Origin of the sequence: Haloferax prahovense DSM 18310 (assembly GCF_000336815.1) — an archaeon.
In the GTDB taxonomy this organism is placed as follows: domain Archaea; phylum Halobacteriota; class Halobacteria; order Halobacteriales; family Haloferacaceae; genus Haloferax; species Haloferax prahovense.
The window spans coordinates 1-19,660 of sequence record NZ_AOLG01000009.1 but is presented as its reverse complement, the minus strand read 5'-3'; the positions used below and the strand labels follow the sequence as shown (position 1 = coordinate 19,660).

Genomic DNA, 19,660 nt, shown 5'->3' with positions numbered 1-19,660 from the left:
ACCCATGGCTACGCTCCCCAACACAACCCCAACCACCGAATCGCTCACGAAACCGCTGACCCTCCTCGGCCTCGGACTGGTCGCCGTCAGCGTCGCCGTCGCGGGGTTCGCACTCCAAGACGGCGACGTGGTCACCGCCCTCGGGATGGGACTGTTGTTCGCTTCGGGCGTCCTCACGACCGGCATCAGCCTCTCCGGGAAGTCGGTCTAACTGACGGGCTGCGACCGGCTCGCCCCGCCGCGGACCCGGTCGTTCCACCCTATTTTATCACGTCGTGGCGAAATCCACCGCGTATGAAGCGCGTCATCGAGACCGACGAAGCGCCGGCCGCGGTCGGTGCGTACAGTCAGGCGACGACCAACGGCTCGCTGCTCTACACGGCGGGGCAGATTCCGCTGACGCCGGACGGTGAACTCCTCGACGACGAGGACATCGCGACGCAGACGACGCAGTCGCTCGACAACGTGATGGCCATCCTCGCGGAGGCCGGCGCGGACGCGAGCGACGTGCTGAAGACGACGGTGTTCCTCGCCGACATCGACGACTTCGAGGAGATGAACGAGACGTACGCGACCTACTTCGACGAGGAGCCGCCGGCCCGCTCGGCGGTCGAGGTCGGCAACCTGCCGAAGGGCGTCGGCGTCGAAATCGAGGCCGTCGCCGTCGTCGACGAGGAGTAACGTGGCCCGCCGCGTCCGGTCCGCGCTCGCGTGGGGCGCAGCGAGCCTCCTCCTCGTGGGCGTCCTCGCGCAGGGCGCGGTCCTCCTCGGACTCGGCATCGACGTGTCGTTCGGGGCGGTCGCCGCGGTGGCGGTCGCGTCCGGCGTCGCCGTTGGGTCCGTGACATACGTCATCGAACCGCGACTCGAACGGAAAGGAAGGGCTTAAATTATCCAGGCGGGAACGTTGCGTTGTAAGCCAGGATGGCCGAGCGGTAAGGCGCACGCCTGGAAAGCGTGTTCCCTCTGGGATCGGGGGGTCAAATCCCTCTCCTGGCGCTTCTTCCGAACTCAACTCACGTAGCAGCGCGTCTCGTCGCGCTGCGGACTGCGAGTTCGGGAGAACGCCTCTGAGGATTTGAACCGGGGAGCGAAGCGAACAGAGTGAGCGGAGTGACTGAGATTTAAATCCCTCTTCTGGCGCTTCTCTGCAAAGCCACATCTGCGACCCAAACCCCCGCCGAAAACACCAACCCAAACCCCCGCCGTTCGCGCCCGAAGCACATAGCTTCTCTCTCAATCGCCGGCCGACGAGAACCGTCGCCGAAGTCTATCGCCCCGCCCGCCAAGGACCACTTACGTCGAAACTGGCAGGGCACCCCCAGTTCGACGCGACCCGAGGCACTACCACAGACCCAACCTACGGCACCGCCACAGAAGCGACCGTATCAACTGTTCGGACAAAACATTCATCCCCATGGGATACGTTACCACGATTGACAATGCCTGACACCAAGACCGGCCGCGAGAAGAAGGGCCTCAACAAGCGGACCCAGCTCACCGAGCGGCTGTACGAACGAGAGTTATCGGTGTTAGACGGAGACGACGACGAGCCCCCGCTCGACGCCGCGAACGACGACACCGACGGCGAGTTCCTCGCGGACGAACTCCCCGACGACGACTGACGGCGCGACCGCCGACCACGCGAATTTTTATCCGGCGCAGCAGAATGTGTGAGCGTGCACCACCGCGCGAACTACGCGACCGTGTTTATCGGGTCGCACCTCCACCCCGAAGGAGAGACGCTGGACCTCGACTGGGCGGACGACGCCGGAAACGAGACGGCGACGTTCGAGTTCGACGTCCCGACCGACGACCCGCGAGAGCCGTACCTCGGTATCCAGGCGTTCGACGTGGGCGAGTACGGCCACGAGATTCGAATCAACGGCGACTCGCTTTCGGGGTTCGACATCCCGCCGAGCGACGGCTGGCAGTACTGGGTCGACACCGTGACCGGCGCGAGCCTCGTCGAGGGCTCGAACACCATCCGAGTCGTCCGCGACGACGGCGGCGACGACGCGTTCGCCGTCGGAACGGTGACGGTCCACTGGAAAGAGCCGGTCGAAGAATAGCGTATAAAGAGGCTCGGCCGGGACAGAATTGTGGTGTGAAATGACGTACCACAGTAAATCCCCGAACACCCGAGAGGACGCATCTGTCGCACGGTAACCGGGATAACGCGGCGAACGCGCGGAGTTCAGTGCTCGATTCGTCGGCGAAGCCTTTTTATAGAATCACAAACAATCAAGGCCTGTCTATGAGCCAGCGAATGCAGCAGGGTCAGCCGATGATCATCATGGGCGAGGATGCACAGCGCGTCAAGGACCGCGACGCGCAGGCGTACAACATCCGCGCCGCACGAGCAGTCGCCGAGGCGGTACGTTCCACACTCGGCCCGAAGGGGATGGACAAGATGCTCGTCGACTCGATGGGCGACGTCACCATCACGAACGACGGTGTCACCATCCTCAAGGAGATGGACATCGACAACCCGACGGCCGAGATGATCGTCGAGGTCGCCGAGACGCAGGAGGACGAAGCCGGCGACGGAACGACGACGGCGGTCGCCATCGCGGGTGAACTTCTGAAGAACGCCGAGGACCTCCTCGAACAGGACATCCACCCGACGGCCATCATCCGCGGCTTCAACCTCGCCTCCGAGAAGGCGCGCGAGGAGATCGACGACATCGCAGAGCGCGTCGACCCCGACGACGAGGAACTCCTGAAGAAGGTCGCTGAGACCTCCATGACGGGCAAGAGCTCCGAGCTCAACAAGGAGCTTCTCGCGGACCTCATCGTCCGCGCCGTCCGACAGGTCACCGTCGAAGCCAACGATGGCTCCCACGTCGTCGACCTCGAGAACATCTCCATCGAGACGCAGACCGGTCGCTCGGCGTCCGAGTCCGAGCTCCTCACCGGTGCCGTCATCGACAAGGACCCCGTCCACGACGACATGCCGGTCCAGTTCGACGAGGCCGACGTGCTGCTGCTCAACGAGCCCGTCGAGGTCGAGGAGACCGACATCGACACGAACGTCTCCATCGAGAGCCCCGACCAGCTCCAGAAGTTCCTCGACCAGGAGGAGGCTCAGCTGAAGGCGAAGGTCGACCAGATCGTCGACTCCGGCGCTGACGTGGTCTTCTGCCAGAAGGGCATCGACGACCTCGCACAGCACTACCTCGCAAAGCAGGGCATCCTCGCGGTCCGCCGGACGAAGAAGTCCGACATCCGCTTCCTCAAGAACATCACCGGTGCGGCGGTCGTCTCCGACCTCGACTCCATCGAGGCCGCCGACCTCGGTCGCGCCTCCATCCGCCGCGACGAGGCCGACGAGCTGTTCTACGTCGAGGGCATCGGCGACGACGTCCACGGCGTCACGCTCCTGCTCCGCGGCTCCACCGACCACGTCGTCGACGAACTCGAACGCGGCGTTCAGGACGCCCTCGACGTCGTCGCGTCGACGGTCGCCGACGGTCGGGTGCTCGCCGGCGGCGGCGCTATCGAGGTCGAACTCGCCTCGCGCCTCCGCAACTACGCCGATTCCGTCTCCGGCCGCGAGCAGCTCGCGGTCGAGGCGTTCGCCGACGCGCTCGAACTCGTCCCGCGCGTCCTCGCGGAGAACGCCGGTCTCGACTCCATCGACACGCTCGTCGACCTCCGCGCGGCCCACGAAGAAGGTCAGGTCCGCGCCGGTCTGAACGTCTTCACCGGCGAGGTCGAAGACGCGTTCGACGCGGGCGTCGTCGAGACGGCTCACGCGAAAGAGCAGGCCGTCGCCTCCGCCTCCGAAGCCGCGAACCTCGTCCTCAAGATAGACGACATCATCGCGGCCGGTGACCTCTCCACCGGCGGCGACGACGACGAAGAGGGCGGCGCACCCGGCGGCATGGGTGGCATGGGCGGCATGGGCGGTATGGGCGGCGCGATGTGAAGATCGGCTAACGACTTCACACCCCCATCACCCGACGCCTGAACCGCGCGACGAATCTCTCACTTTTTGACGAAGACGGCTGTCGAACCTCCGATGAGCCGCGGCTGGACCGTTCGAACGACGGCACGCGGCGGAGACCAACCGACGAGCGTCATTGCACCGCTCCCCAACGGGCGGACGAGCGCCGACCACGTGGCGCCACCGACTGCTTAGAAGTTGGATAATTATCTCACTTTCCAAGTTACACTTGCAGTTGTGTTCAGAAATGGAACGAACTAAGTAGCAGGTACGGCAACGTGTCTCTATGCGCAAGACGCTGCTGTTGAACAAGGACGACGTTCACGAGAACGTCCAGATGCCGGAGCTCATCTCGGCCATCGAGGACGCCTTCGCCGCCTACGAGTCCGGCGACGCCCAGATGCCGCCGAAGTCCTACATCGACCTGCCGCAGTACAACGGCGACTTCCGGTCGATGCCCGCCTACCTGGACGCGGGCGACTGGGACGCCGCGGGCATCAAGTGGGTCAACGTCCACCCCGACAACGGCGACAAGTACGACCTGCCCACGGTCATGGGCACGATGATTTACTCCGACCCCGAGAACGCCTTCCCGCTGGCGCTCCTCGACGGGACGGAGCTCACGATGCTCCGCACCGGCGCGGCCGCGGCCGTCGCCACCGACTACCTCGCCGTCGAGGACGCCTCCTCGATGGGCATCATCGGCGCGGGCGTCCAGTCGTACACGCAGCTTCGCGCCATCAGCGAGGTCCGCGACATCGAGGAAGTCGTCGTCTCCGACCTCGACGAGGAGCGCGTCGCCGACTTCATCGACGCCTTCGAAGACCAGTTCGACATCCGCGCGGGCTCCATCGAGGAGGCCGCCGGCTGTGACGTGCTGTCGACCGTGACGCCCGTCGAGTCGCCCATCGTCCCGCGCGACGCGGTCGGCGACCACACCCACATCAACGCGATGGGTGCCGACGCCGAGGGCAAACACGAACTCGCAGACGAGGTGCTCTTGGACGCCAAGCTCGTCATCGACGACCACGCCCAGACCACCCACTCCGGCGAAATCAACGTCCCGTACAATCAGGGCGTCCTCACCGACGACGACATCTACGGCGCAATCGGCGACATCGTCCTCGGGAACCTCGACGGCCGCACCGACGCCGACGGCATCAGCGTCTTCGACTCGACGGGGCTCGCGATTCAGGACGTCGCGGCGGCCCACGTCGCCTACGAGCACGCGTTCGAGAACGACAACGGCTACGCGTTCGACCTCCTCGGTCTCGCCGAGTAAGGTCGCCCGACCCGACGCTGCTGGCATTCACCGTTCTCTTTTGCGGTCCGACGCCCCGTGCTACGGGCTCGGCCCTCGCTGTGCGTTGAGGTAGCCGAACACCTTCGAGAGCACGTAGACGATGGCGATGAAGGGCAAGAACGGAACCATCAGGACGACGAGGATGAGAAACATCGTCCACCCGATGGAGTCCATCTCGCTGTTCGCCCGCGGTCGAGTCCCCGGCGTAACGGTGTGGTAGGCCTTCTGTGCGAGGCTCAGCGAGTCGTCTTCGCTCATGAAATAGTGTTAGTTCGGCGAGACGATAAACCGAACGCCGGACCGCGGGGTCGACCTCACCAATGTCGGTACTTCGCCCGCTCTTCGGTCGCGCCGCAGTCGGGGCACTCGTAGGTCCGCCTGTCTTCGAGGTCGGTCCGCTTTTCGTCGTCCACGCGATACATCTCGACTTCGCATGCCTCGCACAGCATGTGTTAATTATCGTATGTGATACCGTAAATCTAGGGGAGCGCCCAGATACTCGGCTCAGTGGGCGTTTTTAGCAGTGCTCGTAGCTGCATATCAGCGCTGAAAAATAGAATTCGGTCGTGCCGCGGCGCGCCCGGCTATTCGAGGTGGACCGCGGGGCGGAACGGAATCGCTTTCGAGGCGCGGTCGGCGGGGTCGACGATGTCGGGGTCGTCCTCGGCGAACACCTCGACGTCGGCGTCGAACTCGCGAGCGAGGAAGTCGGCGGCGCGCTCGTAGGTGCCGGCCTCGTCCAGTTCGAGCTGCGCGCGGAGCGTCGATTTGTCGCGCCCGCGGGTCTGGTCGACGAGGTCCTGCACGAGGTCATTCACGTCGTTGCCCTTCTCGCGGAGGTCGGGGTCCTGCATGACCTGTCCCATGATTGCGCCGACGTTGTCGCCGTTGTCGACGACCGTCTCGAACACGTCGCGCTTCCAGTCGGCGGCGACGTAGACCCGGATGGTGTCGGGGTCGGAGTCGGTCACGTCGATGATGTCGCGCACGTCCTCGGTCAGGCGTTCGACCTGTCGCTCTTCGAGTTCGACCGACTCGTCTTCGAACTCGGCGTCCGGTTCGGGCCACGGCGCGTCCTCGGCGGGCGTGCCGGTCAACTGCTCGTGCAGCTCGTTCGTCATGAACGGGATGAACGGCGCGAGCAGGCGCAGGCGGGTTTCGAGGACCGTCCGGAGCGTCCACTTCGCCGCGGGGCGGTCGAGGTCGGTCCGGCGGCGGTACCACCGCAGCGACTCCTCGAAGTTGTAGAACGCCGCCTGACTGGCCGAGCGCGTCTCGGACTCGTCCATCCCGGTCGTCACGTCGCGGACGGTGTCCTGCAGCTTCGACAGGAGCCAGCGGTCGACCGTCTCCAGTTCGGGCCGCTCGTCCGGTCCGGGGTCGGCGATAATCTCCTGCGCGCGGTTCCAGAACCGTTCGAGCTGGTCGTGAACCGAGCCGACGAGGTCGTCGCGCCAGTCGTAGTCCTGCCACGGCTCCGCGGAGTTGAGCAGGAAGAAGCGGACGGTGTCCGCGCCGTACTCGCCGATGGCCTCGCCGGGGAGGACGACGTGACCCTTCGAGGACGACATCTTCTGGCCTTCGAGCAGGCCCATGCCCATGATGACGATTCCCTGGGGCCACTGCGGCTCGTCGAACAGTTCGCCGTGGTGGAACTGGTAGAACGTCAGGTGGTTCGTGATGAGGTCGTTACCGGAGAACCGGTAGTCGACGGGGTACCAGTAGTCCCACTCCTCGCGCAGTTCGAGCGCTTTCTCGGGGGCGTCGTCGACCGCGTCGGCCCCGTAGAACAGCGCGTCGAAGAAGTCCTGCGTGAGTTCCTCGGTCGGAATCTCCTGCAGGCGGTGGGCGATAGTGTAGTACGCCATGTAGATGGTCGAGTCCGAGAGGGGCTCGATGACGAACTGGTCGTCCCACGGCAGGCGGGTGCCGAGGCCGTAGTTGCGGATACACGGCCACCCGTTGAGCCAGTCGATGGTGTGGTGGTACTCGTCACGGGTGTTCTCGGGGATGGCGTCCAGCCCGTCGGCCACGTCGTGGGCGAGTCGCTTCCAGTCCTCGTCGTCGTACGAGAGGAACCACGTGTCCTGTTCGGCGACGACGACGTCGCCGCCACAGCGGCAGACGACCTCCTCGGAGAACTCCTGCATCACGTCGAACTGGCCGGCCTCGATGCCGTCGGCCTTGTAGTCGTCGCGGACCTCTTCGACGAGGCCGCCGGCGTAGTCGCCGTAGAACTCCTTGAGGCGACCCGCGTGGAACTCCTTGTTGTAGAGGTCCTTCGTCGCCTTTTCGAGGGCCGGGTCGTCAGAGGATTCGATTCCGCGGTTCTCGACGGCCGACTTCGCGGGAATCTCGCCGTACGTGTCGTCCTCGGAGTCGATGTCGAGAATCGGAATCGGTTCGATGTCGGCCACGTCGGCGGGGTCGATGCCGAACGATTCGAGGTAGTCGGCGTCGGCCTTGGCCTCCTGCAGCGCCACGTAGTCGTCGGGGCTGTGGGCCGGGACGGACATGACGACGCCCGTCGCGTTGTCGGCGTCGACGAAGTCGGCCGGCAGGACGAGCACGTCGTCGCCGGTGACGGGGTTTTCGACCGTCTGGCCGACGAGTTCGGCACCCTCGACGGTTTCGAGAATCTCCACGTCGCGGGCCTGATATTCGAGTTTGTCGGCCGCGTACTCGGAGACGAACCACGTCTCGCCGTCGACCTCGGCGACCACGTAGGTCGCCTCGGGGTCGATGTAGGCGTTCGTCACGCCGCGGACCGTCTCTGGGCGCAGGGTCGCCATCGGGACGACCACGTCGCCGCCGGCTCGCTCCCAGCCGAAGCGGACCAGCGTGTATTCCTGGAACTCCGCGTTCTCGCCTTCGAGCAGGTCGTGGGTCGTGACCGGCTGTTCCTCGTTCGTACAGAACTTGACGGGGTGAAGGCCCTTCTCCAGTCGCCCGCGCTCGCGGAGCGTCCGGTACTGCCACTCGACGAACTTCGAGTAGCGCTCGTTGTTCGTGGTGAACTCGCGCCGCCAGTCAACCGACAGACCGAGCGACTGCATCCCCTTCTTGTAGTGTTCCTCGATGAAGTACCGCGCCCAGCCCATGGGCGATTCGAGGTCCGAAAGCGTGTCCTCGGGGACGTTGTAGGTGTCGGTCAGAACCGAGAGCTGTTTCTCCTCGCGGTTTTTCAGGCGCTCGACCGCGCCGATGATGGGGGTTCCGGTGACGTGCCACGCGATGGGAAACAGGACGTTGTCGCCCTGCTGTCGTCGGTAGCGAGCGTACACGTCGGGAACGGTGTACGTCCGCGCGTGCCCGATGTGCATCCCGCCGCTGGGGTACGGATAGGGCACCGTCACGAACGTCGCGTCGTCGGCGTCTGCGTCCGGGTCGGCCTCGTATCGGCCGGTCTCGGACCAGCGCTCCCGCCAACGCGCTTCGAGTTCCTGCGGGTCGTAGTCCATATCCGTGGTAGTGGTACCCCGGCCTAAAATAACTCCTATACTCGACTTGTGTGGCTGTCTGATTGCGGCAGATGTTGCCACACGATGGCACGAGACGAACGGGAGAGACTGGCCGAGAAACGGCGTCGGGACCTCGTTTCGCCAGAATCGAGACCAGTACAGAACTGACGACGCAAATCGCGACCGCAACGCGCCGACGGGCGGGCGGGCAAAGAAGCGAAAGCGGCGAACGACCGCCAAGAGAGAGCCTGTCGCGGGCAGCGCGTCGGGGACTATCGCGGGCGGCGACGCCGGCTCAGTCGATGTCGATGCGGCGGGAGTCGTCGGGTTCGACGTCGCGCTTGGGGAGGGTGACCGTCAGGACGCCGTTGTGGTAGCCGGCGGACGCGCCGTCCTCGTCGACCGACTCGGGGAGGCGAATCGTGCGACGGGCGGACTCGTGGCGGCGCTCGCGGCGGAGATACTCGCCGTCGGCGCGTTCCTCGTCGAGTTCGCGCGTCGCGTCGACCGTCAGCGTGCGGTTGGCGACCGACAGGGAGATGTCTTCTTTCTCGTAGCCCGGGAGGTCGATGGTGACGACGATTTCGCCGTCGTGGTCGGTGACGTCGATGGCCATCTCGTGGCGGACCTGCGCCATCATGCCCGAGCGGTCGAACTGCCGTCCCATCTCGTCGAACTGGCGGGACATTCGTTCGAACAGTTCCTCGAAGTCGTCGAAGGGGTTGGTACGTCGCATCATGTGTGTTTTCACCGAGGCATATGGACGCCGTCTGAGGAGATAATCGTTTCCGGAACGTGGATAGCAGTTCGCACGCTACAGCCCCCGAAACATCCGCATTCAAAAGATGAGCCGCATCACTCGATGTCGATCTGCGTGGAGTCGTCGCCCGCGGGTTCGGCCTTCGGGAGCGCCACGGTCAGGACGCCGTTTTTGTACGACGCCGTCACCTCGTCGCGGACGACCTTGGCTGGGAGCGTAATCGTCCGGGAGACGGACCGCTGGCTCCGCTCGCGGCGGACGTACTGGTCGTCGTCGACCTCCGACGATTCCTCGTGGTCGGCCGCGATGGTGAGTCGCCGCCCGCTGACGCTCACGTCGAGGTCGTCCTTCTCGAAGCCGGGGAGGTCGGCGACGACCTCGATGGCCTCGTCGTCGTCGACGACGTCGAGGGAGATATCTTGGAACCGACCGATACCAGACTCCTCGAACGACCGGCCCATCCGGTCGAACAGGTCTTCTATCTCGTCGAACGGGTTTCGCTGCATACGCGTCCGAGTACGTCGCCGACGGCAAAGAAAGATGTGCTCAGACCCACATATCGAGAGCGTCCGGCCGGACCGCGGAACGCGGGCCGCGGGTGTTCAGTACAGCACGTGCCGCGTGTCGTACGACCCGAGGACGCGAACCCAGCCGTTGCGGGCGATGCCCTCGACCTCTTCGAGCGCCTCCTGCATCCGTTCTTCGTAGAGGCCGGCGTCGGCGTCGATGTGGAACAGGTAGTCGCCGAGGCGGTTGCCGCTCGGGCGCGACTCGATGCGCGAGAGGTTGATGTCGCGTTCGGCGAACGCTTCGAGCAGTTCCAAGAGGAGACCGGGGTAGTTGGCGTTGGGGTAGACGACGAGCGAACTCTTGCCGCCGGCGTCCGAGCGGGCGGACTCGGGCGCGATGACGAGGAACCGCGTCGCGTTCGACGACTGGTCCTGGATGTCCTCGGCGATGATTTCGAGGTCGTCACCCACGTTGTCGGGGTGACCGATGCCCGCGACCGACGGGTCCGCGCGGGCGCGTTCGACGCCGCGGGCCGTGCTGGCGACGGCTTCGAGCTTCGCGTCGGGGTAGTTCTCTTCGAGGTAGGACCGACACTGCGCGAGCGCCTGCGAGTGGCTGGCGACGACGTCGAAGTTCGCGCTCTGGGCCAACAGCGCGTGGCGGATGGGCGTGACGATCTCCTGGACGACGCTCACATCCGAGTTCGCCACGGCGTCGAGGCTCTCGGTGACGCTCCCTTCGATGCTGTTTTCGATGGGAACGACGCCGCGCTCGAACGACCCGTCGGCGACCGCTTGGACGATAGAAGTGACCGATTCTCGGAAGGCGACGTCGTCGGCGACCGCGCGGGCGGCGCGATGGGAGTACGTGCCCGCCGGGCCGAGCGTGACTGCCTGCATGCCACCCCCTTCACGAAGCGGCGACAAAAGACCGTCGGGGCAGGCAGATTCGGCCTATCGCTCCGCGCAGAACTCGACGAAGTTTCGGAGGATGGTCAGCCCGGTCTCGCCGGACTTCTCGGGGTGGAACTGCGTGCCGAAGACGGTTCCCTCCTCGTTGGCGACGACCGCGGGGAACTCCACGCCGTAGTCGGTCGAGGCGACGACCGCGTCCTCGTCGTCGGGGTCGGCGTAGTACGAGTGGACGAAGTAGGCGTACTCGCCGTCGACGCCCTCGACGAGCGGGTGGTCGCGCCGGACGTTGAGTTCGTTCCAGCCCATGTGCGGGACCTTCTGTCCCTCGTCGAAGCGGACGTTGCGACCGGGGATGAAGTCAAGCCCCTCGACTTCGCCCTCGCCCGCGTGGTCGGCCTCCTCGGAGGAGGTAAGCAGCATCTGCATCCCGAGACAGATACCGAAGATGGGCGTCCCGTCGGCGGCGGCCTCGGCGAGCGGTTCGCGGAAGGGGCCGGCGTTCTCCATCCCCTCGGAGAACGCGCCGACGCCGGGGAGGACGATGCCGTCGGCGTCGTCGAAGTCGGCCGGGTCGTCGGAGACGACGACGTTCGCCCCCGCGCGTTCGAGCCCGCGCATGGCGCTCCGGAGGTTTCCGAGCCCGTAGTCGACCATCACCACGTCGGCGAGGGTCTCTTCGGGCGACTGTGTCGTGCTCATGCGTACACGTGCGAGACCGGGAGGCAAGTGAGTTTCCGTCGCGGCGACGGTCGCCCGATGACCGCGGGACCGACCCGGCATCACAAAATCGCCCGACTGTTCTATGTTTACTCACAGAGTACGCAATATGACTTTATATCTATGTATCTATACGGAGAAAGAATAGGAAGATTTAACCTCAGTGTGTCTGAGTGTTCTGACGAATCACATGTCTTCCCGACGGAGTTTCCTCAAGCAGACCGGCGCGCTCGGTGCGCTCGGTGTTTCGGGGTTGAGCGGGTGTATCGGCAGCGTCACGGGTGGGTCGGACTCGGTCAACTTCCTCCTCACGCCGTCCGAATCGGACGTCGACATCCAACAGCAGTATCAACCGCTGTTCGAGTACCTCGAGTCCGAGACGGGCGTGACCGTCGAGTCGTCGGTCGCCGCGGACTACGCCGCGGTGTACCAGGCGTTCAAATCCGGGCAGGCCGACCTCGCCGACTCCTCGCCGACCATCGCCATTCAGGGCGGCAACGAGGACGTCACCGAGGTCATGGGTATCCGCGTGGCCTACGGCGCGGCGAAGTACTTCTCCATCATGACGACGACGCCCGACAGCGGTATCGAGGAACTCACCGACCTCGAAGGCGAGACCATCGCGTTCGCCGACCGCCTCTCGACGAGCGGGTCGCTGTTTCCGCTGTACATGTTGAATCAGGCCGGCCTCGACACGGGCAACGCCCCCGACGGCGAGCCCGCCGACTTCACCGGACAGTGGTCCGACCACGCGACCGCCCGCGAGACGCTCGTCAACCGCGACGAGGTCGTCGCCGCCGGCACGGGTGCGTTCTCGACCGCGCCGCACGTCCCGGAAGACCAATTCCCCCAGCAGTTCCTCGACACCTCCGCCGAGAACGACGGCGACCTCGGAACCGCGGACCCCGAACTCCAACTGCTCGCGGTCTCTGACCCCATCCCCCGCGCGCCGATAATCGTGCGTTCCGAACTGGAGTCGGAGATGAAGTCGTCGATGACGGACGCGCTCACGAGCGTCACGCAGGACGACCTCATCAACGAGGACCTCGGCGAGGACCAACAGCTCTGGTTCACCGGCGTCGAGCCGGGGACCGTCGAGGACTACCAGCCGATTCAGAACGTCATCGACACGCTCGGAATCTCTCTCGGACAGTAATCAGCTCACGAACAATTCCATTGCAGTATCATTTTGGCGGTGCCGCGCCCACGAACCGTAGACGCGGGAAGTCCGCCCACACACTATGAGTACCATCGAAGTACGTAACCTCACGAAAGCGTTCGGCGACGTCCGGGCGTTGGACGACGTCTCTTTCACCATCGAGGACGGCGAGTTCGCCGTGCTCCTCGGGCAGTCGGGGGCGGGAAAGTCCACGCTCCTTCGCTGTCTGAACGGCCTGACGAACCCGACGTCCGGCGAGATTCGAATCGACGGCGAGCCGGTCAAAGGCCCGCGCGACGACGTGGCCATGATCTTCCAGCAACACTACGTGCTGGGACAACTCAGCGCCTACGGCAACGCGCTGACCGGCGCGCTCAACCGCACCTCGTTCTTCCGTAGTCTCGTCGGCTGGCACGCGGAGGAAGACAAGTTCGAGGCGCTCCGCGCGCTGGAGACGGTCGGACTGCTCGACCAAGCGAACCAGCGGACCCGGAGCATGAGCGGCGGCCAGCAACAGCGCGTCGGCATCGCCCGCGCGCTCGTCCAGGGGCCGAACCTGCTTTTGGCCGACGAACCCGTCGCCAGCCTCGACCCCGCCAGCGCCGAGACGGTGATGGGGTACATCCGGAGCGCGGCTGCGGAGCGCGACCTCTCGACGCTCGCGAGCCTCCACCAAGTGAACCTCGCCCGCGAGTTCGGCGAGCGGTTCCTCGCGCTCCGCGACGGAGAACTCGTCTTCGACGGCTACCGCGAGGACCTGACCGTCGACGTCATCGACCGCATCTACGGCGACGTCCAGACCGCGGACATCCGCGAGGGGACCGAGGTGAGCGCATGAACGGCGGCGACGCGGCCTCAGACGGGGGCTCGCGAAACGGCGAGGACCGACCCCGCGACGCGCGAACCGACGGCGGCACCGAAGCCCGGTCGGGGACGCTCGACCGCGCGCTCCGAGACCTCACCCTCACGAAGCGCATCAAGTGGGGAATGGCGTTCGCCATCTCGGTCGTCTTCGGCTTCTTCTTCTTCGAGGCGCTCTCGGAGGTCGGCTTCTCGGTCGCGGAAATCCTCTACTACTGGCCCGAGTTCCAGGAGGCGCTCGGGGACTTCTTCCCGCGGACGACGCTGTTCGGTCTCCCGTTCGTCGACTTCGGCTCCTACTGGCAGTTCATCCAGGAGCGGGACCTGTTCGGCGCGGCCATCGTCACGCTGGCGATGGGCTTCGCCGGAACCGTCCTCGGCATCCCCGGCGCGCTCCTCCTCGGCGTCCTCGGCTCCGAGCGCGTGACGCCCTACCCGTTCAACTTCATCTTCCGCGGCACGATGAGCGTCATCCGCGCCATCCCGGCGCTCGTCTGGGCGCTCATCTACATCCCGCTCGGCGGCGTCTCGCCGTTCACGGCGACGCTCGCCATCGGGACCGACACGATGGGCAACCTCGGCCGCCTGTTTACCGACGCGCTCGAAGAGGTCGAAGACGGACCGATAGAGGCCATCGAGTCGACCGGCGCGAACCGCCGGCAGACCGTCGTCTTCGGGATGCTCTCGCAGGTCTTTACGCCCTTCATCGCGTGGACGATGTACATCCTCGAAATCAACACGCGCATCGCCGTCACGATGGGGCTCATCGGCGGCGGCGGTATCGGCTACGTCCTGCAGACCCAGCGGAGCCTGTTCAAGTACACGAACATGATGGCGACGATTCTCGTCATCTTCGTACTCGTCGTCTCCGTCGAGTTCGTGAGCCAGCGCGTTCGCTCGTACATCCGCGGCGAAGAAGAAGAGGGTATGAGCGTCCTCAAACTCGTCATCGAGTTCCCCCAGCGGATGGCCCGCTCCATCTGGGAGTAGGCATCCGCGGCCTGCCGCTTCGGTCTTAAAGTAGGATAGAGAATCAACACCCGAAGTATTATCTTATACACTACAAATAGTGTAGCCATGGATCTCTCAGAAGAGAGGAGAAAGGAGGCCGAACAGATCACGGAGAGGACTAACCTCTCTAAGCGGGAAGCTGAGGTACTACTCTTGAAACAAGCAGGGACTAGTTCACATGCAGATATCGCTGACAGATTGGATCTCAAGAGGTCCACGGTAGACGAATACGCGAAGCGAATCAGAGAAAAACGAGACCAGTCAGAGAATACGACGAGAGTGCTAAGGGACTTCTCATCATCTAACGACAGCCTCAGAAGTTTAATAGATCGATTGCAGGTCGATGATAAAGTCGTATTTACGTCAACTGGTCGCAAATCGATGAAACAGCCGTTTACAGTCGTGGGGTTCAACCAAATGTCAACCACCGAAGGGACAAAAACACGCGTTGAGATGGATGGTCCCCGAGGCGGCAAGATGAGGTTGCTAGTGGAACCAAACCAGGACAAATTATGGCAAGTCTACGACGACGGAAAACACAAAGATAATCCGGTTCGATGGGAACTGACGAGTCTGTCAATCGTAGCTGGGGAGAGTACTATTGGGCTACATTCAGAGTAGTGCTATAGATATTTGAGAAATGTGAATTTGTTTTGTAGTGTGATAGTCCCACCATTTGAGAGTTGGTGCCACAGACATGATGTTCCGAGCTCGATTGAGTTCTGGTCCGCTCCGCGGTACGGTTTTTATCGGTTCCCCGCGTCTCACAGCGTAGCCCATGCCGTCGTCGCCGCGTTCCGTTCCCTCGCCGCCGCACTCCGCCGCTTCGGGGTCGCGTCTCGCCGCCTCGCCCGTCGCCCTCGCCGCGCTCGTGGCCGCGAACCTCGTCCCCCTCGTCGGCGTCGTCTGGTTCGACTGGAGCCTGAAGGCGCTGCTCGTCGCTTACTGGCTCGAAAGCGGCGTCGTCGGTCTCCTGAACGTCCCCAAGATTCTCGCCGCCAGCGGCCGCGGCGACGGCGGGTCGAGCATCAACGCCACCATCAACGGTCGGCGGGTGGACCTCTCGCCGCCCGAATCGCCCCGCGACGGCTTTCACTTCTACCCCACGAACGTCCCCATCGCGGGCTTTTTCGCCATGCACTACGGGATTTTCTGGGTCGTCCACGGCGTGTTCGTCTGGTCGTTCGACGCCTTCGCGGGCGGGGCGGCCGGCGCGGTCGGCGGCGTCCCGCTCGGCGCGGTCCTTCTCGCGGCGGGTGCGACGGTCCTCAGCCACGGCGGGTCGTTCGCCGCCAACTTCGTCGGCCGCGAGGAGTACCGGAGCGTCTCGCCCGGCACGCAGATGTCCGAACCCTACCGCCGGGTCATCGTCCTCCACCTGACCATCATCCTCGGCGCGTTCCTCGTCGCCGCCTCGGGCGCGCCCGCCGCGGCGCTCGTCGTCATGGTCGTCGTCAAAACCGCGCTCGACGCGGGCGCGCACCTCAGAGAACACGCCCGCGCCGAAAAGCGGGCGGAACGGCCCGAAGAACCGGCGGGCGAGCGAATCGAAGTCAACGACGCCTCGGCCTGAACGTCGGGGTGGACGGGCGCTCTCGCGGGCTCAGAAGTCGCCGAGGCTGGCCTGTCCGTCCGAGGAGTCGGAGAGTCCCGAGAGGTCGGCGGCGCGCGCGATGGTCTCGAAGAAGCCCTCACGCTGGCTCCGGTCGTAGAGCGTCGCCGCCGGATGGACAGAGAGGAGGACGCGGTAAGAGGCGTCGCCGACGCGGGCGTCCACGACCGACCCGGACTCGCTCGTGATGGCGACGCCGCGGTCGAGCAGGTGCTGCGATGGCACTTTCCCGAGCGTGACGATTAGCTCGGGGTCGACGAGTTCGAGTTCGCGGGCGAGATAGCCCCGACAGTTCGACAGTTCGTCGCTCGTCGGGTCGCGGTTGTCCGGCGGGCGGCACCGCACGCAGTTGGTGATGCGAACGTCGGCGCGGGCGAGGCCGGCCTCGCGGAGCGCGTCGTCAAGCACGGAGCCGGAGCGACCCACGAACGGCTCGCCGCCCTCGTCTTCCTTCGCGCCCGGCGCTTCGCCGAGGAAGAGCAGGTCGGCGTCGTCGGGGCCGACCCCGTTGACGATGCGACTCCGCGAGTCGACGAGTTCGGGGCACTGCTCGCAACCCGTCACGCAGAGGCCCTCCATGTGTTCCATACTCGGTTCGAGGGCGGGGACGGCTTAATCCCCGGCGAAGCGTCGCGCCGCTCGGGCGGCCATCCGGGCCACGCGAATCGGTTCGGGACGGCCGCCGGTCGGGGTGAACCCGCGGACGACCCGCGCGGCCTCGTCGTCGTCGCAGCCGGCGGCCCGGACGAACACCGTCTCCCCGTTCACATCGAGCGGGCGGCGGGGCGGGGCCGCGCGGTACGTGGCGAGTCGTCGGTCGAGCGCCGCGCCCGAGAACTGCTCGGCGAGCGCGGGTTCGAGCCCCTCGCTCTCCTCGAAGGAGACCGAGACCACCGGGCGGTCGAGGTCCGCGGCGAGGCGCTCGACGTCGACGAGGTTGAACCACGCCGGGGCGATGCCGGAGACGAGCAGGTAGCGCACGTCTTCGCGGCCGAGCGAGGCGTACAGCGAGGCGATGGCGTCGGTCGCGTCGTCGCCGCCGACGGTGCACGTCTCGAAGGCGAGACCGTCGACGACCCGGTCGGCGCGGACGACCGCGCCGCAGAGGACGCTCTCCGGAGACGGGTCTGTCGAAAAATGAGCGTCGTCAACGTCGTCTGTGGGTGCGCGCGCCGCCCCGGGGAAAGATTCCGCGACCCCGAGGGCGCGAGACCCAGGCTTCACTCGTCTTTAATCTCCTGGAGCCGGTCGAGGAGTTCGTCGTTGGACGCGCCGATTTCGAAATCGACCTCGCCCTCGTGTTTCTCCTCGCTCGTCGTGACGCCGTCTTCCTCGTCGAAGTCGACGTTCTGGTCTCCTTGTTCGGACTCGTCGTAGCTCCCAAATCCCATACAGTCATACGTACACGACCGACCCCCAAAAAGGATTTGTCGCGCGAGTTCGACGTTTGAGGGCGAGTTGCGGTGTCGCGGGGAACGTCTCACCCGTCCGACTTTTTCCGTTCGGGCGCGTACGCGGAGGTATGGAAGTCATCCCAGTCACCGCCGACGCCGAGACCTTCACCTGCAACGCCTACCTCGTCCTCGGCGCGCGAACCGTCCTCGTCGACGCCGGAACGATGCCCGGCGTCGAGGAGGTCGTCGCCGAGCACACCGACGACCTCGACGCAGTGGTCGTCACCCACCAGCACTCGGACCACGTGGGCGAACTCGACGCGGTGGTCGAGCGGTTCGCCCCGGACGTGTACGCCTACGCCGACCACCCGCTTCGAACGCACGAACTCGAAGACGGCGACCACGTCGAGATGGGTGACGAGACGTTCGAGGTCATCTACACGCCGGGTCACGCCGACGACCACGTCTCGCTCGTGAGCGGGCGGTCGCTGTTTTCCGGCGACGTGTTCGTCTACAACGACGGTGCGTTCGACGACGGCAGTTTCGGTCGCACCGACATGCCGGGACAGTCCCGCGAGCGCCTCATCAGCAGCCTGCACACGCTCCTCGACCGCCTCCCGTCGACCGTCGAGGCGCTGTACGCCGGCCACGGCGACCCCTTCGAGAACGAGATCGGGGGCGACACCGTCCGCGACGCGCTCGAACGCGCGCTCGAACGCGCGGAGCGCCGCAAACCGAAATACCCGGAGGCCTGAGATGGCGACCGACACGACCGGGGGCGCGGGCGGCGACCTGACGCGACTGCACTACGTCGGCGTCGGCCTCGCGGCCGTGACCGGCGTGATTCACCTCGTCCTCGGGGCGGGCGCGCTGGCCGCGAACCTCGCCGATCCGCTCGGCATCGCGTTCATCGGGGCCGCGGCGGGCTTCGCCGCCGGCATCGTCGGCGTCCTGCGCGGCGACGAGCGCCTCCGCTCGCGGGTGGTGTTGCTCGGCATCCCCTTCACCGTCGGACAGGTGGTCCTCTACGTCGCACTGAACTGGCCGAATATCTTCGGAATCGGCGGCATCGTGGACAAGCTCGTCCAGCTCGCACTGCTCGCGGTGCTGGTCGAACTGTATCGGCGAGACGCCTGAGAGAGAAGCGTGCGGGCTTACGCGGCGCGGCGTTCCTTCGACTTGGGTCGAAGGTGCTTGTAGCCGCACTTGCGGCACTGCTTTGCCTTCTGGGGGTTGCGCGCGTTGCACCGCATGCAGATCTGCTTCTCGAGCGTCCGCTTCGTCGCAGCGTCACTAGCCATGCATACGAGTCCCCCCGCCGGTCGTATAACGCTTGCGAGACACACCGCCGGCGCTCGCGGGGCTCTCGGCGGCCATCTGGATAGGTCGGAAAACGCGGCGGTCCGCGGCGCGCTTACGCGCCGGCCTGGCTCAGCGCCGATTCGATGTCGTCCCGCTGGGTGACGCCGACGAAGCGGTCGACGATGCCGTCGTCGTTCTCGACGATGAGCGTCGGGAGCGAGCGAACCTGATACTGGTTGGCAACGTCCTGTTCCTCGTCGACGTCGACCTTGACGAACTCGACGTTCTCGTAGTCGCCCTCGAGGTCGTCGAGAATCGGGTCCTGCGTCTTACAAGGGCCGCACCAGTCCGCGTAGAAGTCCAAGAGTCGAACAGTCATCGTATCCCGACGCAACTTGCCTGCCCCCGCGCATAAGGATTACTCATGGGCCCGCACCTCTCCGGTTGTGCTTCCGGTCATCCAAAACGGATTCCGACCCGTCGACCCCCAAGACGGCCGCGAGCGGACTCGTCCGATGAGCGCGATTTTTCGGCCGCGTCGAGACGCGTTCCGAGCGCGAGCCGAAACGTTTACGCGGCGGACGCACGGACGGTGGAACATGAGCAAGGGCCAGAACAGCGGCGGTCTGATGTCGAGCGCGGGCCTCGTCCGCTACTTCGACGCGGAGGACCGCAACGCGATTCCTGTCTCTTATACACATCTCTGA

The 19,660-nt window shown here is 65.3% G+C and carries 25 protein-coding genes, 1 tRNA gene and 1 pseudogene; 16 read left to right on the top strand and 11 right to left on the bottom strand.

Annotation, left to right across the window (positions count from 1 at the left end):
* Positions 1–4 precede the first annotated feature (4 nt).
* From C457_RS02465 to C457_RS02430, 8 genes are all read left to right on the top strand, one after another.
* A complete protein-coding gene (locus C457_RS02465; protein WP_008091679.1) occupies positions 5–211 on the top strand; it encodes a hypothetical protein in 207 nt (68 codons plus the stop codon).
* A gap of 83 nt (positions 212–294) precedes the next feature.
* The gene (locus C457_RS02460) at positions 295–681 is read left to right on the top strand and encodes a RidA family protein (protein WP_008091676.1); all 387 of its coding nucleotides are present in this window, start codon (positions 295–297) and stop codon (positions 679–681) included.
* Position 682: 1 nt separating this feature from the next.
* Positions 683–889, top strand: a complete 207-nt coding sequence (locus C457_RS02455) for a hypothetical protein (protein WP_004973426.1) — start codon at positions 683–685, stop codon at positions 887–889.
* A 29-nt stretch (positions 890–918) separates the two neighbouring features.
* A tRNA-Ser gene (locus C457_RS02450) sits at positions 919–999 on the top strand.
* 443 nt (positions 1,000–1,442) lie between these two features.
* Positions 1,443–1,625: a hypothetical protein gene (locus tag C457_RS02445; RefSeq protein ID WP_008091674.1), complete on the top strand. Its 183-nt coding sequence runs from the start codon at positions 1,443–1,445 to the stop codon at positions 1,623–1,625.
* A 54-nt stretch (positions 1,626–1,679) separates the two neighbouring features.
* A complete protein-coding gene (locus C457_RS02440) occupies positions 1,680–2,072 on the top strand; it encodes a DUF7383 domain-containing protein (RefSeq protein ID WP_008091672.1) in 393 nt (130 codons plus the stop codon).
* A gap of 215 nt (positions 2,073–2,287) precedes the next feature.
* On the top strand, positions 2,288–3,931 hold the full coding sequence (gene thsB, locus C457_RS02435; protein ID WP_008091670.1) for a thermosome subunit beta: 1,644 nt from the start codon (positions 2,288–2,290) through the stop codon (positions 3,929–3,931).
* Positions 3,932–4,235: 304 nt separating this feature from the next.
* Positions 4,236–5,231: an alanine dehydrogenase gene (locus C457_RS02430; protein WP_008091668.1), complete on the top strand. Its 996-nt coding sequence runs from the start codon at positions 4,236–4,238 to the stop codon at positions 5,229–5,231.
* Positions 5,232–5,291: 60 nt separating this feature from the next.
* On the opposite strand, the gene C457_RS02425 is transcribed toward C457_RS02430, so the two are convergent.
* From C457_RS02425 to hisH, 6 genes are all read right to left on the bottom strand, one after another.
* On the bottom strand, positions 5,292–5,510 hold the full coding sequence (locus C457_RS02425) for a DUF7535 family protein (protein ID WP_008091667.1): 219 nt from the start codon (positions 5,508–5,510) through the stop codon (positions 5,292–5,294).
* Positions 5,511–5,836: 326 nt separating this feature from the next.
* The gene (gene leuS / locus C457_RS02420; RefSeq protein WP_008091665.1) at positions 5,837–8,713 is read right to left on the bottom strand and encodes a leucine--tRNA ligase; all 2,877 of its coding nucleotides are present in this window, start codon (positions 8,711–8,713) and stop codon (positions 5,837–5,839) included.
* Positions 8,714–9,008: 295 nt separating this feature from the next.
* Positions 9,009–9,452: an archaeal heat shock protein Hsp14 gene (gene hsp14 / locus C457_RS02415; protein ID WP_008091664.1), complete on the bottom strand. Its 444-nt coding sequence runs from the start codon at positions 9,450–9,452 to the stop codon at positions 9,009–9,011.
* Between the two features lie 116 nt (positions 9,453–9,568).
* Positions 9,569–9,979, bottom strand: coding sequence for an archaeal heat shock protein Hsp14 (gene hsp14 / locus C457_RS02410; protein WP_008091663.1), 411 nt, complete (start codon positions 9,977–9,979; stop codon positions 9,569–9,571).
* 96 nt (positions 9,980–10,075) lie between these two features.
* Positions 10,076–10,882, bottom strand: coding sequence for a prephenate dehydratase (gene pheA / locus C457_RS02405; RefSeq protein WP_004973442.1), 807 nt, complete (start codon positions 10,880–10,882; stop codon positions 10,076–10,078).
* Between the two features lie 54 nt (positions 10,883–10,936).
* Positions 10,937–11,596, bottom strand: coding sequence for an imidazole glycerol phosphate synthase subunit HisH (gene hisH, locus C457_RS02400; protein ID WP_004973446.1), 660 nt, complete (start codon positions 11,594–11,596; stop codon positions 10,937–10,939).
* Between the two features lie 208 nt (positions 11,597–11,804).
* Here hisH and C457_RS02395 point away from each other — a divergent pair, with 208 nt between their 5' ends.
* The 5 genes from C457_RS02395 to C457_RS02380 all read left to right on the top strand — a co-directional run bounded on the left by C457_RS02395 (position 11,805) and on the right by C457_RS02380 (position 16,218).
* A complete protein-coding gene (locus tag C457_RS02395; protein WP_008091662.1) occupies positions 11,805–12,770 on the top strand; it encodes a phosphate/phosphite/phosphonate ABC transporter substrate-binding protein in 966 nt (321 codons plus the stop codon).
* An 85-nt stretch (positions 12,771–12,855) separates the two neighbouring features.
* The gene (locus C457_RS02390) at positions 12,856–13,611 is read left to right on the top strand and encodes a phosphonate ABC transporter ATP-binding protein (protein WP_008091661.1); all 756 of its coding nucleotides are present in this window, start codon (positions 12,856–12,858) and stop codon (positions 13,609–13,611) included.
* Complete coding sequence (phnE, locus tag C457_RS02385; RefSeq protein ID WP_008091660.1) at positions 13,608–14,624, top strand: phosphonate ABC transporter, permease protein PhnE; 1,017 nt, start codon at positions 13,608–13,610, stop codon at positions 14,622–14,624. Before C457_RS02390 ends, phnE begins: the two co-directional genes overlap by 4 nt.
* A gap of 87 nt (positions 14,625–14,711) precedes the next feature.
* Positions 14,712–15,266 (top strand): helix-turn-helix transcriptional regulator, encoded by a 555-nt coding sequence (locus C457_RS19400; protein ID WP_083864263.1) that lies wholly within the window; start codon positions 14,712–14,714, stop codon positions 15,264–15,266.
* A gap of 157 nt (positions 15,267–15,423) precedes the next feature.
* Positions 15,424–16,218, top strand: coding sequence for a DUF6498-containing protein (locus C457_RS02380; protein WP_008091659.1), 795 nt, complete (start codon positions 15,424–15,426; stop codon positions 16,216–16,218).
* A gap of 30 nt (positions 16,219–16,248) precedes the next feature.
* On the opposite strand, the gene C457_RS02375 is transcribed toward C457_RS02380, so the two are convergent.
* The 3 genes from C457_RS02375 to C457_RS02365 are packed head-to-tail and all read right to left on the bottom strand — an operon-like array spanning position 16,249 to position 17,648.
* Positions 16,249–16,845 carry a uracil-DNA glycosylase gene (locus C457_RS02375; RefSeq protein WP_008091657.1) on the bottom strand — a complete coding sequence of 199 codons (597 nt, stop codon included), beginning with the start codon at positions 16,843–16,845 and terminating at the stop codon, positions 16,249–16,251.
* 24 nt (positions 16,846–16,869) lie between these two features.
* A complete protein-coding gene (locus C457_RS02370) occupies positions 16,870–17,481 on the bottom strand; it encodes an endonuclease dU (protein WP_008091655.1) in 612 nt (203 codons plus the stop codon).
* The gene (locus C457_RS02365) at positions 17,478–17,648 is read right to left on the bottom strand and encodes a DUF5786 family protein (protein ID WP_004044482.1); all 171 of its coding nucleotides are present in this window, start codon (positions 17,646–17,648) and stop codon (positions 17,478–17,480) included. Before C457_RS02365 ends, C457_RS02370 begins: the two co-directional genes overlap by 4 nt.
* A 131-nt stretch (positions 17,649–17,779) precedes the next feature.
* Here C457_RS02365 and C457_RS02360 point away from each other — a divergent pair, with 131 nt between their 5' ends.
* Together C457_RS02360 and C457_RS02355 are read left to right on the top strand one after the other, a co-directional pair.
* A complete protein-coding gene (locus tag C457_RS02360) occupies positions 17,780–18,406 on the top strand; it encodes an MBL fold metallo-hydrolase (protein ID WP_008091652.1) in 627 nt (208 codons plus the stop codon).
* A 1-nt stretch (position 18,407) separates the two neighbouring features.
* Complete coding sequence (locus tag C457_RS02355; RefSeq protein ID WP_004973454.1) at positions 18,408–18,788, top strand: hypothetical protein; 381 nt, start codon at positions 18,408–18,410, stop codon at positions 18,786–18,788.
* 17 nt (positions 18,789–18,805) lie between these two features.
* Here the strand turns inward: C457_RS02355 and C457_RS02350 are convergent, their stop codons facing one another.
* Positions 18,806–18,952 (bottom strand): 50S ribosomal protein L40e, encoded by a 147-nt coding sequence (locus C457_RS02350; protein ID WP_004044485.1) that lies wholly within the window; start codon positions 18,950–18,952, stop codon positions 18,806–18,808.
* Positions 18,953–19,065: 113 nt separating this feature from the next.
* Positions 19,066–19,347 (bottom strand): thioredoxin, encoded by a 282-nt coding sequence (trxA, locus tag C457_RS02345; protein WP_394295171.1) that lies wholly within the window; start codon positions 19,345–19,347, stop codon positions 19,066–19,068.
* Positions 19,348–19,552: 205 nt separating this feature from the next.
* Between trxA and C457_RS19945 the strand changes: the two are divergent.
* Positions 19,553–19,642: pseudogene (locus tag C457_RS19945) on the top strand (preprotein translocase subunit Sec61beta); the annotation flags it as partial.
* Positions 19,643–19,660: the final 18 nt, after the last annotated feature.